Source organism: Couchioplanes caeruleus, assembly GCF_023499255.1.
In the GTDB taxonomy this organism is placed as follows: Bacteria; Actinomycetota; Actinomycetes; order Mycobacteriales; family Micromonosporaceae; genus Actinoplanes; species Actinoplanes caeruleus_A.
Map to the genome: position 1 here is coordinate 4,053,751 of NZ_CP092183.1, position 13,311 is coordinate 4,067,061.

11 protein-coding genes and 2 pseudogenes are annotated in these 13,311 nt (G+C 71.9%); 10 read left to right on the forward strand and 3 right to left on the reverse strand.

Features of this window, described 5'->3' with window-relative positions:
• Window positions 1–51: 51 nt before the first annotated feature.
• On the forward strand, window positions 52–2,271 hold the full coding sequence (locus COUCH_RS18680) for a glycoside hydrolase family 9 protein (RefSeq protein WP_249613369.1): 2,220 nt from the start codon (window positions 52–54) through the stop codon (window positions 2,269–2,271).
• Window positions 2,272–2,499: 228 nt separating this feature from the next.
• Here COUCH_RS18680 and COUCH_RS39200 read toward each other — a convergent pair.
• Window positions 2,500–2,718, reverse strand: a pseudogene (locus tag COUCH_RS39200) (NmrA family NAD(P)-binding protein); the annotation flags it as partial.
• Between COUCH_RS39200 and COUCH_RS39205 the strand changes: the two are divergent.
• From COUCH_RS39205 to COUCH_RS18690, 3 genes and pseudogenes are all read left to right on the forward strand, one after another.
• Window positions 2,672–2,887: pseudogene (locus COUCH_RS39205) on the forward strand (hypothetical protein); the annotation flags it as partial. The pseudogenes COUCH_RS39200 and COUCH_RS39205 overlap by 47 nt on opposite strands.
• Window positions 2,888–2,933: 46 nt before the next feature.
• Window positions 2,934–3,230 (forward strand): hypothetical protein, encoded by a 297-nt coding sequence (locus COUCH_RS18685; RefSeq protein WP_249613370.1) that lies wholly within the window; start codon window positions 2,934–2,936, stop codon window positions 3,228–3,230.
• Window positions 3,231–3,382: 152 nt separating this feature from the next.
• Window positions 3,383–3,775: a hypothetical protein gene (locus tag COUCH_RS18690; RefSeq protein ID WP_249613371.1), complete on the forward strand. Its 393-nt coding sequence runs from the start codon at window positions 3,383–3,385 to the stop codon at window positions 3,773–3,775.
• Between the two features lie 45 nt (window positions 3,776–3,820).
• Here the strand turns inward: COUCH_RS18690 and COUCH_RS18695 are convergent, their stop codons facing one another.
• Window positions 3,821–5,275 carry a helix-turn-helix domain-containing protein gene (locus tag COUCH_RS18695; protein ID WP_249613372.1) on the reverse strand — a complete coding sequence of 485 codons (1,455 nt, stop codon included), beginning with the start codon at window positions 5,273–5,275 and terminating at the stop codon, window positions 3,821–3,823.
• Window positions 5,276–5,405: 130 nt separating this feature from the next.
• On the opposite strand from COUCH_RS18695, the gene aceA reads away from it, so the two are divergent.
• The 3 genes from aceA to COUCH_RS18710 all read left to right on the forward strand — a co-directional run bounded on the left by aceA (window position 5,406) and on the right by COUCH_RS18710 (window position 9,971).
• Complete coding sequence (aceA, locus tag COUCH_RS18700; protein ID WP_249613373.1) at window positions 5,406–6,695, forward strand: isocitrate lyase; 1,290 nt, start codon at window positions 5,406–5,408, stop codon at window positions 6,693–6,695.
• A complete protein-coding gene (gene aceB, locus COUCH_RS18705; protein ID WP_249613374.1) occupies window positions 6,695–8,311 on the forward strand; it encodes a malate synthase A in 1,617 nt (538 codons plus the stop codon). Before aceA ends, aceB begins: the two co-directional genes overlap by 1 nt.
• Window positions 8,312–8,492: 181 nt before the next feature.
• Window positions 8,493–9,971, forward strand: coding sequence for a mannitol dehydrogenase family protein (locus COUCH_RS18710; RefSeq protein WP_249613375.1), 1,479 nt, complete (start codon window positions 8,493–8,495; stop codon window positions 9,969–9,971).
• On the opposite strand, the gene COUCH_RS18715 is transcribed toward COUCH_RS18710, so the two are convergent.
• Window positions 9,958–10,620 carry an HAD family hydrolase gene (locus tag COUCH_RS18715; RefSeq protein WP_249613376.1) on the reverse strand — a complete coding sequence of 221 codons (663 nt, stop codon included), beginning with the start codon at window positions 10,618–10,620 and terminating at the stop codon, window positions 9,958–9,960. The two genes, COUCH_RS18710 and COUCH_RS18715, sit on opposite strands and share 14 nt — an antisense overlap.
• 444 nt (window positions 10,621–11,064) lie before the next feature.
• On the opposite strand from COUCH_RS18715, the gene COUCH_RS18720 reads away from it, so the two are divergent.
• From COUCH_RS18720 to COUCH_RS18730, 3 genes are read left to right on the forward strand one after another with little or no spacing between them, the layout of a single operon-like run.
• On the forward strand, window positions 11,065–11,364 hold the full coding sequence (locus tag COUCH_RS18720; protein WP_249613377.1) for a CU044_2847 family protein: 300 nt from the start codon (window positions 11,065–11,067) through the stop codon (window positions 11,362–11,364).
• Entirely contained in the window at window positions 11,361–12,110 is a 750-nt protein-coding gene (locus COUCH_RS18725; protein ID WP_249613378.1) for a S1 family peptidase, read from the forward strand. Before COUCH_RS18720 ends, COUCH_RS18725 begins: the two co-directional genes overlap by 4 nt.
• 7 nt (window positions 12,111–12,117) lie before the next feature.
• A complete protein-coding gene (locus COUCH_RS18730) occupies window positions 12,118–13,197 on the forward strand; it encodes a macro domain-containing protein (protein ID WP_249613379.1) in 1,080 nt (359 codons plus the stop codon).
• The last annotated feature ends 114 nt before the right edge of the window (window positions 13,198–13,311 follow it).

The window sequence follows — 13,311 nt, forward strand, 5'->3', positions numbered from 1 at the left end:
CATCAACATGTGTCCATCCGCCTATGGAAGCGCTCCCAAGGAGACTTGTCCGTGATACGTGCTCTAGGCGCCGCCGCGGTTCTCGCGGCGGCCTTCACCGTGGCGCCCTCCGCGCCCGCTCTCGCCGACGAGGTGGAGCAGGTGGTCAACGGGGGGTTCAGCACCGGCACCGACCCGTGGTGGGCCACCCCCAACCCGCTCACCCTGACTGACGGGCAGGGGTGCACCGAGGTCCACGGCGGCACCCAGAACAAGTGGGACGTCATCGTCGGGCAGAACGACATCGACCTCGTCGAGGGGGAGAACTACCGGTTCTCGTTCCGGGCCTCCGGCACTCCCGAGGGTCACGTCGCCCGGGCCGTCGTGGGGCTCGCCGTCGACCCGTACACCACGTACTTCGAGTCGTCGCCCGCCCTGACCGCCGCGGGTGACACGTACTCGTTCACGTTCGCCGCGCCGGCGACGACGAACCAGGCGCAGGTGGCTTTCCAGGTCGGCGGCAGCGCCGACCCGTGGACCTTCTGCGTCGACGACGTCTCCCTGCTCGGTGGCGTCCCGCCCGAGGTGTACGTCCCCGACACCGGCCCGCGGGTGCGGGTGAACCAGGTCGGCTACCTGCCCGGCGGCCCGAAGCGCGCCACGCTCGTCACCGACGCGACGACCGCCCTGCCGTGGCAGCTCAAGAACGCCGCCGGTGCTGTCGTGGCCCGGGGCACCAGCACGCCGCGCGGGGTCGACGCGTCCTCCGGGCAGAACGTGCACACCATCGACTTCAGCGGCTACCGCAAGGCCGGCACCGGCTTCACGCTGGTCGCCGACGGCGAGACCAGCCGGCCGTTCGACCTGGGCGGCAAGGCGTACGAGCAGCTGCGCGCCGACTCGCTGAAGTTCTACTACACCCAGCGCAGCGGCATCGAGATCCGCGAGGACCTGCGGCCCGGGTACGCCCGTCCCGCCGGCCACGTCGACGTGCCCCCGAACCAGGGCGACGGGAACGTGCCCTGCCAGGCCGGCGTCTGCGACTACCGCCTCGACGTCACCGGCGGCTGGTACGACGCCGGCGACCACGGCAAGTACGTCGTCAACGGCGGCATCTCCACCTGGGAGATCCTCAGCGAGTACGAGCGCAGCCTGCGTACCCGCAGCGCCACGCCGCAGCTCGCCATCCCGGAGAGCGGCAACCGGGTCCCGGACATCCTCGACGAGGCCCGCTGGGAGCTGGAGTTCCTGCTGAAGATGCAGGTGCCGGCCGGGCAGCCGCTCGCCGGCATGGTCCACCACAAGATCCACGACCAGAACTGGACCGGCCTGCCGCTGCTGCCGCACCAGGACCCGCAGCCGCGTGAGCTGCACCCCGTCTCGACCGCCGCGACGCTGAACCTGGCCGCCACCGCGGCGCAGGCGGCCCGGCTCTACCACCGTTACGACCCCGCCTTCGCGGCCAAGGCGCTGGCCGCCGCGAAGACCGCGTACGCCGCGGCGGTCGCGAACCCGGCCCGCTACGCCCCGGCCTCGGACGGCACCGGCGGTGGCGCGTACAACGACGACAAGGTCGACGACGACTTCTACTGGGCCGCCGCCGAGCTGTACCTGACCACGGGCGCCAAGCAGTACGCCGACGCGGTGCTCGCCTCGCCGGTGCACACCGCGGACATCTTCGGCTCCGGCGCGTTCGACTGGGGCAACACCGCGGCCGCCGGCCGCCTGGACCTCGCCGTCGTGCCGAACAAGCTGCCGGGCCTGGCCCAGGTACGCGCCTCGGTGGTGGCCGGCGCGGACAAGTACCTGGCCATCCAGCGGGCCCACGCGTACGGCGTCCCGTACGCGCCCGCCAACAACATGTGGGACTGGGGCTCGAACAGCGCGATCCTGAACAACATGGTGGTGCTCGCCTCGGCGTACGACCTGACCGGGCGCACGGCGTACCGCGACGGCGTGCTCGAGGGCATGGACTACGTGCTGGGCCGCAACGCGCTCAACCAGTCGTACGTGACCGGCTACGGCGAGGTCAGCTCGCACAACCAGCACAGCCGCTGGTACGCCCACGAGCTCGACCCGGCCCTGCCCAACCCGCCCAAGGGCTCGCTCGCGGGCGGCGCGAACTCGTCCATCCAGGACCCGTACGCGCAGAGCAAGCTGACCGGCTGCATCGGCCAGTTCTGCTACATCGACGACATCCAGTCCTGGTCGACGAACGAGATCGCCATCAACTGGAACTCGGCGCTGGCCTGGAACGCGGCGTTCGTGGCCTCGGTGGCGGACCGCCGCTGAGCCCGACCCGGCGCCGGGGCGAGAGTCCCGGCGCCGGAGTCCGCCAGCGAAGGCCCGTGCCGCCCAGGTGCGGAAGTCGGTGGTGCGCAGGCCGAGCTCGCGGGCGTGCGCCGGCCGGACCGGGTTGCCCACCTCGTTCGACCATTCCATCATCGACACCATCGCCGGGTGCATGCCGCGTTGCACCGCCCCGGCCGCGGTGAGCACCGGCGCCTCGATGCGCCGGCCCAGCACGTCCGAGAGGATCGCGGCGATCTCGGTCATGGTCAGGAGGTCGCCGGCGAGTTGGACGTCGCTGCCGTGGAAGCGTTCCGGGCCGGCGAAGGCAGCGGCCGCGGCCGTGCCGATGTCGTCGACGGCGACGAGCGCGATCCTGGCGTCCGCCGCCAGGCCGGTGACGATGGTGCCGTCCGACCAGTCGCCGAACATCGCGGACCTCGTCATCATCGCGTCCCTGGCCGGGCCGCTGCACGCCGAGTACGAGCCCGACCTCCAGCAGGCCGTCGCGGTGCTCGAGCGGATGGGGTTCCGCGTGCGGCGTGCACCCCTGCTCGAGGCGGGGCGGCGCCGGTGGTGGAGCGCTGCCGGGCCGGCGGAGATCGCCGACGAGCTCAACGGTCTCCTGCGCGACCCCGAGGTCCGCGCGATCATCGCGCACGACGGTGGCCGGACGGCACGTGCTGCGGCACTGCGGCATCCTCGACCGGATCGCCGGGATGGTGGTGGGGATCCCGCACGCGATCGAGGGGCTCGCGGAGCCCGGTGGGTCCCCGACGCTGCGCGAGATCGTCCTCGACGTGCTCGGCGACCGCGACATCCCGGTCCTGGGCAACGTGGAGATCGGCCATGCCGGCCCCAACCTGCCGATGCCGATCGGCGTCCGTGCCGCCCTCGACGCCGGCCGGCGCACCCTGTCCCTCCTCGAACCGGCGGTTCGGGCACCCTCCGAAATGGTGTAACAGGTTCTTCTCCATTTGGTGTGAGCTTGCTTGCACCGCATTCCGCTGCCGGCTCCTACGGTGAATTCAGCCGCTGCGGAGATGACCCTCCCGCGGTTGAACACGGTGCTGCGGGAAGAACCCCGCAGCCGTTATCCGGAGGATGCCGAGAAATGCGAAGCACCGCCCTGACCGCCACCGCGGTCGCTGCCACCCTGCTCGTCCCGGGCGCCGCCCTCGCCGCACCCGCCCCCGTGACCGACCTGCTGGGGACGTACGGCTTCGGCCGGGCCGAGGTGATCGCCGCCGCAGGTCAGGCCACGGGTCTGTGGACCGGCGCGCGGATCCGTTCCGGGTTCGCCGGCGACGATCTGATCGTCACCTACACGCCGCGGGACACCGCCGCCGCGACCGAGACGCAGGTCTACACCGCACTTTTCACTGAGGTCGCCGATCCGCGCGGGGAATGCGCGCGGGTGGGTGCCGACGGTGTGGACCGCAAGATCTGGACGACATTCCGCTGCCGCACCGGAGTGGCGCCGAATTACACGCTTCTCGTGCGCTGACACCATTCGCTCGCCCAGCGGCGGGCCGGGCCCGGGCCGGCGAGCTCAGGACCCGGCGCGCCGCTGGAGGAATTCGTAGACGTCCTGCTGGTCGACGCCCGGGAACGTGCCCGGCGGCAGCGCCGCCAGCAGGTGCGAGTGCACCCGGGCGCTCGGCCAGGCGTTGCCCTCCCACTGCTGCACCAGGTCGGCCGGGGGGCGGCGGCAGCAGTCCGGGTCCGGGCAGCGGGACACCGTACGCCGGGTGGTGTCGCCGCCGCGGAACCAGCGGGCGTGCTCGTACGGCGTGCCGACCGTGACCGAGAACAGGCCCGAGCCGGTGGCCTCCACGTGCACCGTGCACCAGTAGGTGCCGCCCACCGTGTCGGTGAACTGGTAGAACGACGAGTACGGGTCCTGGGCCTGGAAGACCGTGCGCGACGCCCAGTTGCGGCACACCGGCTGGCCCTCGATCGCCCCGGTCACGTCGGCGGGGAAGCGGACGTTGTCGTTCTCGTACGCCTTGTAGACGGTGCCGCTCTCGTGCACCCGGCAGAAGTGCACCGGGATGCCGAAGTGGTGGGTCGCCAGGTTGGTGAAGCGGTGCGCGGCGGTCTCGTAGGAGACGCCGAACGCGTCGCGGAAGTCGTCGATGGCCAGGGCCCGGTCGGCCTTGGCGTCGCGCAGGAAGTCGACGGCGAACTTCTCCGGCATGAGCAGCGCCGCCGCGAAGTAGTTGGCCTCGACGCGCTGGCGCAGGAAGTCGCCGTAGTCGGCCGGGTCGTTGTGGCCGAGCACGAAGTGGCCGAGCGTCTGCAGCACCACCGCGCGCGGGTCGTGGCCCTTGTTGCTGGCGACCTGCGGCAGGTAGATGCGCCGGTGGCGCAGGTCGGTGACCGAGCGGGTGGAGCCGGGCAGGTCCGGCACGTAGTGCAGGGTGAAACCGAGGTGCGCGGCGATGTCGAGGATGCCGCGCTGCGACAGCGGGCCGGTGGCGTGCTTGACCGCCTGCAGCACCTTCGCCGCGGCCTGCTCGACGTCGGCGAAGTAGTTGTCGCGCCGGCGCATCCGCTCGCGCAGCTGCTGGTTGGCGCGGCGGGCCACCTCCGGGGTGGCGCTCTGCTCGGTCAGCAGCCGGGTCAGCTCGCGGTGCAGGCCGATGAGCGACTCCAGCGCGTCGGCCGGCAGCCGCCGCCCGCCGCGCACGACGGGCAGCCCGAGCACCTGGTAGGCGGGTTCCCGCTGGAAATGGGCCAGCTCGATCTCCAGCCCGGCGCGCCGGCTCGGCGCCTCGGGCTTCAACAGGTCCTGCATCGGTACGCCGAGAGCCGCCGCGATCGCCTGCAGGACGCTGAGCTTGGGCTCGCGTTTGCCGTTCTCGATCAGGGACAGCTGGGAGGGTGCCCGTCCGACCGCCGCACTGAGCTGGTCCAGGGTCATGTTCTTGGCGCGGCGCAGATGGCGCAGCCGCTGCCCGAGCGTCACGAGATCGACTGAGGTGTCCGTGGGGGAAGCCGTCACGGGAATTGACGCTAGCAGAAATTTCTCACTTCTTCTCCTCACATTTGCCTTCAGCAGGGGTTGCAGGCTGCGCAACAGTCGAGTTCTTCCACCGGAGAGCAGGCCGGGTAGTAGGAAAGGAATCCTTGAGATGACTGATCAGCTGACCGAAGTCAGGGGCGGTACCGCCGCGGACCTCACTCGGGCGTGGGCCGGCGATCCCCGTTGGCTCGGCGTGAAGCGTGACTACACCGCCCAGGACGTCGTGCGACTGCGCGGGACTTTGCAGGAGCGGCACACCCTCGCCGAGCGCGGCGCCCAGCGGCTGTGGGAGCTGCTGCACGACGAGGAGTACATCAACGCGCTCGGCGCCCTCACCGGCGGCCAGGCGGTGCAGATGGTCCGCGCCGGCCTCAAGGCCATCTACCTCTCCGGCTGGCAGGTGGCGGCGGACGCCAACCTGTCCGGGCACACGTACCCGGACCAGAGCCTGTACCCGGCGAACTCGGTGCCGGCGGTGGTGCGCCGGATCAACAACGCGCTGCTGCGCGCCGACCAGATCGACACCGCCGCGGGCCGGCACGAGCGCGACTGGTTCGCGCCCATCGTGGCCGACGCCGAGGCCGGTTTCGGCGGCCCGCTCAACGCGTTCGAGCTGATGAAGGCGATGATCGCCGCGGGCGCCGCGGGCGTGCACTGGGAGGACCAACTGGCGTCCGAGAAGAAGTGCGGCCACCTCGGCGGGAAGGTGCTCATCCCGACCGGCCAGCACATCCGTACGCTCAACGCCGCCCGGCTGGCCGCGGACGTCGCCGGGGTGCCGAGCGTCGTCATCGCCCGGACCGACGCGCTTGCCGCGGACCTGCTCACCACCGATGTGGACGAGCGGGACAAGCCGTTCCTCACCGGCGAGCGTACGGCCGAGGGCTTCTTCCGGGTGCGCAGCGGCCCCGAGGCGGCCATCGCCCGCGGCGTCGCGTACGCCGACTACGCCGACCTCCTGTGGGTGGAGACCGGCAAGCCGGACCTCGAGTTCGCCAAGCAGTTCGCCGAGGCCGTCCACAAGGTGCACCCGGACAAGATGCTGGCGTACAACTGCTCGCCGTCGTTCAACTGGAAGCGCAACCTCGACGACGCCACGATCGCCCGGTTCCAGAAAGAGCTCGGCGCGATGGGCTACAAGTTCCAGTTCGTCACGCTGGCCGGCTTCCACGCCCTCAACCACTCGATGTTCGAGCTGGCCAAGGGATACTCGACGACCGGCATGAGCGCGTACGTGAAGCTCCAGGAAGCCGAGTTCGCGGCCGAGAGCGAGGGCTACACCGCGACCAAGCACCAGGCCGAGGTCGGCACCGGCTACTTCGACGCCGTCTCGACCGCGCTGAACCCGGAGAGCTCGACCACCGCGCTGTCCGGCTCGACCGAGGAGGAGCAGTTCTGATGGGCGGCGAAGAGGTCACGATCTGCGGCGAGAGCCAGGGCCGGTACGCCGAGATCCTCACGCCCGAGGCGATCGACTTCGTCGTGGCGCTGGACCGGGAGTTCGGCGCCCGCCGGGTGCAGCTGCTCGAGCGGCGCCGGCGCCGGCGGGCCACCCGCACCACCGAGCTGGACTTCCTGCCGTCGACCGAGGCGGTCCGCAAGGACGACTCGTGGACCGTCGCGCCGCCGGCGGAGGACCTGACGGACCGCCGGGTGGAGATCACCGGGCCGCCCGAGCGCAAGATGACGATCAACGCGCTGAACTCCGGCGCGAAGGTGTGGATGGCCGACTTCGAGGACGCCACCGCGCCGACCTGGGAGAACGTCATCACCGGCCAGCTGAACCTGCGCGACGCGCTGGACGGCACGCTCGACTACACCGCCCCGGACGGGCGCGAGTACAAGGTCGGCGACACCATCCCGACGATCATGGTGCGTCCGCGCGGCTGGCACCTGCCGGAGTGCCACCTGCGCATCGGCGGCCGGGCGGTGTCGGCGTCGCTGTTCGACTTCGGCATGTACCTGTTCCACTGCGGACGCCGGCAGATCGAGCGGGACAGCGGGCCGTACTTCTACCTGCCCAAGCTCGAGAGCCACCTCGAGGCGCGGCTGTGGAACGACGTGTTCGTCTTCGCCCAGCAGGCCCTCGGCATCCCGCGCGGCACGATCCGGGCGACGGTGCTGATCGAGACGATCACCGCGGCCTTCGAGATGGACGAGATCCTGTACGAGCTGCGCGAGCACTCGGCGGGGCTCAACGCGGGCCGGTGGGACTACCTGTTCAGCATGATCAAGAACCGGCCGGACGTGGTGCTGCCCGAGCGCTCGCAGGTGACGATGACCGCGCCGTTCATGCGGGCGTACACCGAACTGCTGGTCAAGACCTGCCACCGGCGCGGGGCCCACGCGATCGGCGGCATGGCCGCCGTCGTGCCCAGCCGCGACCCGGTCGCGGCGAAGCGGGCGCTCAACCAGGTCCGGCAGGACAAGCGGCGCGAGGTCGGCGACGGCTTCGACGGCTCCTGGGTCGCGCACCCGGGCCTGGTGGAGACCTGCAAGGAGGTCTTCGACCAGTGGCTGGGCTTCGAGCCGCACCAGATCGTGCGCCGCCGCGACGACGTGCGGGTCACGGCCGAGGAGCTGCTGGACGTCAAGGAGACCGCGGTCGCCGTCAGCGAGGTCGCCCTGCGCACCAACGTCAGCGTGGCGCTGCGGTACGTCGCCGCGTGGCTCGGCGGCCGGGGCGCGGTGGCGCTCGGCGGCCTGATGGAGGACGCGGCGACCGCCGAGATCTGCCGGGCCCAGCTCTGGCAGTGGATCTCGCACGGCACCCCCACCGACTACGGCGTGCCGGTCACGGCGGGCCTGGTGACCCGGATGCTGCGCGAGGAACTCGACGTGCTCGCCGAGACCGGCGCCCTGGACGAGGACGCCGCCCGCTGCTTCGGGCAGGCCCGCACCCTGCTCACGGTCCTGCTGACCGAGCGGACCTGCCCGGAATTTCTCACCCTGCCCGCGTACCTGCGGCACATGACCGGTGACAAGCCGGCGCCGGCGCCGGCCCTGACGGTCTGACCGGCGGCGACACCCGTGGCCCGGCGGCGATGCGCCGCCGGGCCGTGCCCGTTGCGTGCCCGCGGATGCCCGGGTTCATCGACGGTGAAAAGATCCTGGTCGCCGGGGCCGCGCGGGGGCCCGCTCCGGGTGCGATGCTGGGGTCGCCAGGCCCGTCGAGCAGCGCTGGGAGGACCCACCGATGTTGCCGCTGACTGCCCAGAACCTGTCGTCCCTGCCGGACGACCTGCCCGTGCCGTCGTACGACCGGGGCGCGCTGCGGACGGGGATCGTGCACTTCGGCGTCGGCGGCTTCCACCGCGCCCACGAGGCCATGTACCTCGACCGCCTGATGAGCGACGGCAAGGCCCTGGACTGGGCGATCTGCGGCGTCGGGGTGATGCCGGCCGACCGGAGGATGCGCGACGCGCTCGTGGCCCAGGACGGCCTCTACACGCTCGTCGTCAAGGCCCCCGACGGCAGCCTCGACCCGCGGGTGATCGGCTCCATCAAGGAGTACCTGTACGCGCCGGACGACCCCGAGGCGGTCATCGAGAAGATGGCCGCGCCCGAGATCCGGATCGTCTCGCTGACCGTCACCGAGGGCGGCTACAACTTCAACGCCGTCACCGGGGAGTTCGTCGCCGACAACCCCGACGTGCAGCACGACCTGCGGCCGGGCGCCGCGCCGAGGACCACGTTCGGCCTCATCACCGAGGCGCTGGCCCGCCGCCGCGACCGGGGCGTACCGCCCTTCACGATCATGAGCTGCGACAACATCCAGGGCAACGGCCACGCCGCGCGGCGCAGCTTCGTCGCGTTCGCCACGCTGCGCGACCCCGAGCTGGGCGGGTACGTCGAGCAGCACGTCGCGTTCCCCAACAGCATGGTGGACCGCATCACGCCGGTCACCACCGACGAGGACCGCGAGGAGGTCCGCAAGCGGTACGGCGTCGACGACGCCTGGCCGGTGGTGTGCGAGCCGTTCACCCAGTGGGCGCTCGAGGACTCCTTCGGCCAGGGCCGGCCCCCGTTCGAGGACGCCGGGGTGCAGGTGGTCGCCGACGTCGAGCCGTACGAGCTGATGAAGCTGCGCCTGCTCAACGCCAGCCACCAGGCGCTCTGCTACTTCGGCTACCTCAGCGGCTACCGGCTCGTGCACGACGTCGCGCAGGACCCGCTGTTCGCCGACTTCCTGCTGGCGTACATGGACCGCGAGGCCACCCCCACGCTGGAGCCGGTGCCGGGCATCGACCTGGACGAGTACAAGCACCAGCTCATCGACCGCTTCTCCAACGCCCAGGTCCGCGACACCGTCGCCCGGCTGTGCGCCGAGAGCTCCGACCGCATCCCGAAGTGGCTGCTCCCGGTGATCCGCCACAACCTCGACACCGGCGGCGAGATCCTGCGCTCGACCGCTGTCGTGGCGTCCTGGGCCCGCTACGCCGAGGGCGTCGACGAGCACGGGCAGCCGATCGAGGTGGTCGACCGGTTCGCCGACACGCTCGTGCCGCTCGCCCGCCGCCAGCGCGAGGAACCGCTGGCCTTCATCGCCAACCGCGAGCTGTTCGGGGCCCTCGCCGACAACGAACGGTTCGTGTCGACGTACCGCTCGGTGCTGGCGTCCCTGCACAGCAAGGGCGCGCGGGCCACGCTGGAGGAGCTGGCTACCGCATCCTGAGCAGGGCGGGGAGGTCGCCGATCGCGGCGAGCGCCGGCCCGGGCCAGAGTGGATCGGTGTCGTTGAGCTCGGTGATGCGCAGCGTGGGCAGCCCGGCCGCGGCGGCTCCGGCCAGCTCGCCGTCGGCGCCGTCGCCGACGAAGAGGCAGTGCGCCGGGTCCGCGCCGAGCCGGTCGGTCGCGGCGCGGTAGACGGCCGGGTCGGGCTTGGCCAGGCCGACCTCGCAACTGAACACGACGACGTCGAATCGCGCGGCGAGCGGGCTGTGCGGCCACGCCTCGGCGGTGTCCGAGGTGGCGTTGCTGATCAGCGCCAACGGGTGCCCGGCGGCGCGCAGCGAGTCGAGCGTGCGCAACGTCGCGGCCGGCACGGTCCCGAGGATCCGGCGCACGAGGACCCGCCGGTGTTCCGCCGCGCGCGCCACCTGCTCATCGGTGGGATGCACGCCGAGGCGTGCGGTGAGGATGCGGATGGTGTCCTCGACGCTCCACCGCACGATCCGCTCCCGCCAGGTGCGGTGGTACGCGGCGACCAGCGCATCCGGGGCAACCCCCACCATGGACGCCATCTCGGCCACGACGCGGTCCCGATCGTCGTCGGCGCCGTGGATCAGCGTGTGGTAGAGGTCGAAGATCACCGGCCGCGGCATGGCCGGGATGCTATCGGGGTCAGACGGCGACGAGGCTGTCGAGGGCCGCGCCGCCACCCAGCTCGCCGCCGCGGCCGCGAGATGGGTGCCGGCCGCGGCGGCGGTCACCTTCAGCCCGGCGCTGATCGTGAATACCCCGTACGGCCCCCAGAGACCGCGGACGCGGGCGCGCAAGCCGGCGCGAGATGGGCAGGGTAAGCAGCACCCTGCCGCCACAGCGGTCCCTAAAGCCGCCACCGGGGGCCCACCAGGAACGCCGAGCGAGCAGGGCGGCTCCGTACCCGACGAAGGCGCCGGCGTAGAACGCCCGCCGGCGCCGCACCCCGTCGGCCAGCCCGCCCGCGGGCCGACTCACCCTGTCGGGTTCTCGTCTCGACAGGACGGTCGCGTCGGCCGATCGCGTCGATAGGCTGCGATCAAACGCCGCCTGCCATGGGAGTAAGCATGGACACGGGTACGACGTCGTTGCGCATCGACGAGACGACCGTCATCCAGGTCGAGACCCCGGCCGGGGCCCGCGAGGAGGACATCGCCCACCGGATACCGGCCTTCGACGGCTTCACCGAGGCGCTGAGCAAGATCGCGACGAGCGTCCGGGCCGGGCTGGACCGCGTGCAGCCGTCGCGGGCCACGGTCGAGTTCGGCCTGGACGTCAGCATGGAGTCGGGCCAGGCCACTGCCCTGATCGTCAAGGGCACGGGGTCGGCGCACGTCACGGTGACGCTGGAGTGGGACCTGCGGTGAACGCCGAACAGCTGCGCCGCACGATCGTGCGGGTCGCCCGGGCCGACGGCAACGGCACCGGTTTCCTGATCGGCCCGGACCTGGTCCTGACCTGCCACCACGTGGTGCGCGGTGCCGAGCGGGTCACGCTCAACGCCGGACCGGTGACGGTCGCCGTCGAGCAGGTGATCACGCCGCCGCCGGGCGGCGAGGGAGCCGATCTGGCCGTCCTGCGCGCGCGGCTGCCATCCCTGCCCGCCGCAGAGCTGTCGGCCGAAGCCCCGGAGCCCGGCGACGAGGTGAGCACGTTCGGGTTCACCGACGACTATCCGGCCGGCGACTCCGCTCACTTCGTCTACGAGGGTCCGTCCTACCGTGACGACGAGACGCTGTACCGGCTGCGCAGTGCTCAGGCCCGGCCGGGGCTGTCAGGGGCGCCGCTGCTGCACGCGCGCAGCGGCAAGGTGGTGGGCCTGGTGAGCCGATCGCGCGACAAAGGCACCGACCTAGGCGCGCGAGCGGTCCCCGTCGAGGTGGCCGCGCGGCTCTTCCCAGCGCTCGTGCCGCTCGCGGCGCCGGGCCCGGCGCCGCGCGAGGACGAGGTTCACCTGCGCCGGCTCATCGCCATCCACGAGAACAGTGCCCGGCTGCTCGAGGAGCAGGTCGCGGCGTACGGGATGCTCAACGTCCCGCCGTACAAGCGCGCCGAGCTCGAGCACGAGCGGGCCGAGATCGAGCGGCTGCGCGCTCTGCTCGGACGGCGGTGACACCGGGGTGGAGCACCAGGAACGGGAGAGCTCGTACCTGATCGGCAACCGGACGTTCCGGGTGGTGTTCGCCAGCCTCCCCGGCATCGCCGCGGACGCCCTGGTCAGCTCGGACGACAACTACCTCACGATGGGCGGCGGGGTCTCCGCAGCCCTGCGCCACGCCGCCGGGCCGGCCGTCGAGATGGACGCCGGCAAGCACACCCCGCTCAAGCTGGGCGACGTCGCGGTCACCACGGCCGGGAAGCTGAAGGCCCGTTACATCTTCCACGGCGTCACCCTCGACCTCGACGGCCTCGGCAGCCCGGACGAGTCCTGTCTGCGCGCGATCGTGGACCGGTGTCTCGAGCTGGCGGAGGCGCTGAGATTGCGGCGGGTTGCCTTCCCGGCCCTCGGCACCGGCACCGCGCAGTTCCCGTACGAGCTGGCCGGGCAGGCGATGACGAAGGCCGTGGCCGACTTCCTGTCCCGGCGCGCCGAGCACGTCCACGAGGTGACGCTGGCTCTGCACGCCTTCGACGACCGGGCCCGCACGGACACCGAGCTGTTCTACCGCCGGGCGGCCGGCATCGCCGCCCAGTGGACCGACAGCCGGCGCCTCGGAGAGCTGATCGACGAGCTGCGGAGCCTGCTCGCCCGTACGCCCGCCGGCAGCCTGCACGACCAGGCCGCGGCGATCCGCGGCGACGTGGCGGCCGCCGAGACCGCGCTCGCGGGGGACCGATGGCCCGCGGTCACCGGCGCGGGCCGGCCCAGCGAGTCGCTGAGCCGGGCCAGTGACGCGGCCGGCGACATCGCGGACCGCTCGGCGGCCGAGGTGGACTGGGAGGACCGCCAGGCCCGCGAGACCGTCTTGCAGGTGCGCCTGCAGAGCTTGCGCACCCAGCACAACATCCTGCTCGGCAGCCGCAACCAGCTCGAGGAACGTCAGGCGCGGTACGGGCCGCTCGCCGTGCCCCTCGAGGTGGTCAACGAGCTGCGGCTGATCGAGGAGCAGCTCACGGCGAAGGAGGAGCAGATCCTCCGGGTCAAGACCGAGCTCGTGCAGCTCGCCGGCGGTGCGGGGCGCCGCGGTGGGGCGTTGTGACGGCGGCTCTCACCCTTCCGGTCGCCGGGTGGTCGCAGCGACGTGGTCGACCAGCCCGGTGATCTCGAGGGCTCGTAACACCATGGGGTGCAACCCGGTCAGCCGGATGCGGCA

What these genes read in the sequence shown, in the direction of transcription:
- COUCH_RS18690 (WP_249613371.1), top strand. Translation starts at nt 3,383, where the DNA reads ATGCGAAGCACCGCCCTGACCGCCACCGCGGTCGCTGCCACCCTGCTC.
- aceA (WP_249613373.1), top strand. Translation starts at nt 5,406, where the DNA reads ATGACTGATCAGCTGACCGAAGTCAGGGGCGGTACCGCCGCGGACCTC.
- aceB (WP_249613374.1), top strand. Translation starts at nt 6,695, where the DNA reads ATGGGCGGCGAAGAGGTCACGATCTGCGGCGAGAGCCAGGGCCGGTAC.
- COUCH_RS18710 (WP_249613375.1), top strand. Translation starts at nt 8,493, where the DNA reads ATGTTGCCGCTGACTGCCCAGAACCTGTCGTCCCTGCCGGACGACCTG.
- COUCH_RS18715 (WP_249613376.1), bottom strand. Translation starts at nt 10,620, where the DNA reads ATGCCGCGGCCGGTGATCTTCGACCTCTACCACACGCTGATCCACGGC.
- COUCH_RS18720 (WP_249613377.1), top strand. Translation starts at nt 11,065, where the DNA reads ATGGACACGGGTACGACGTCGTTGCGCATCGACGAGACGACCGTCATC.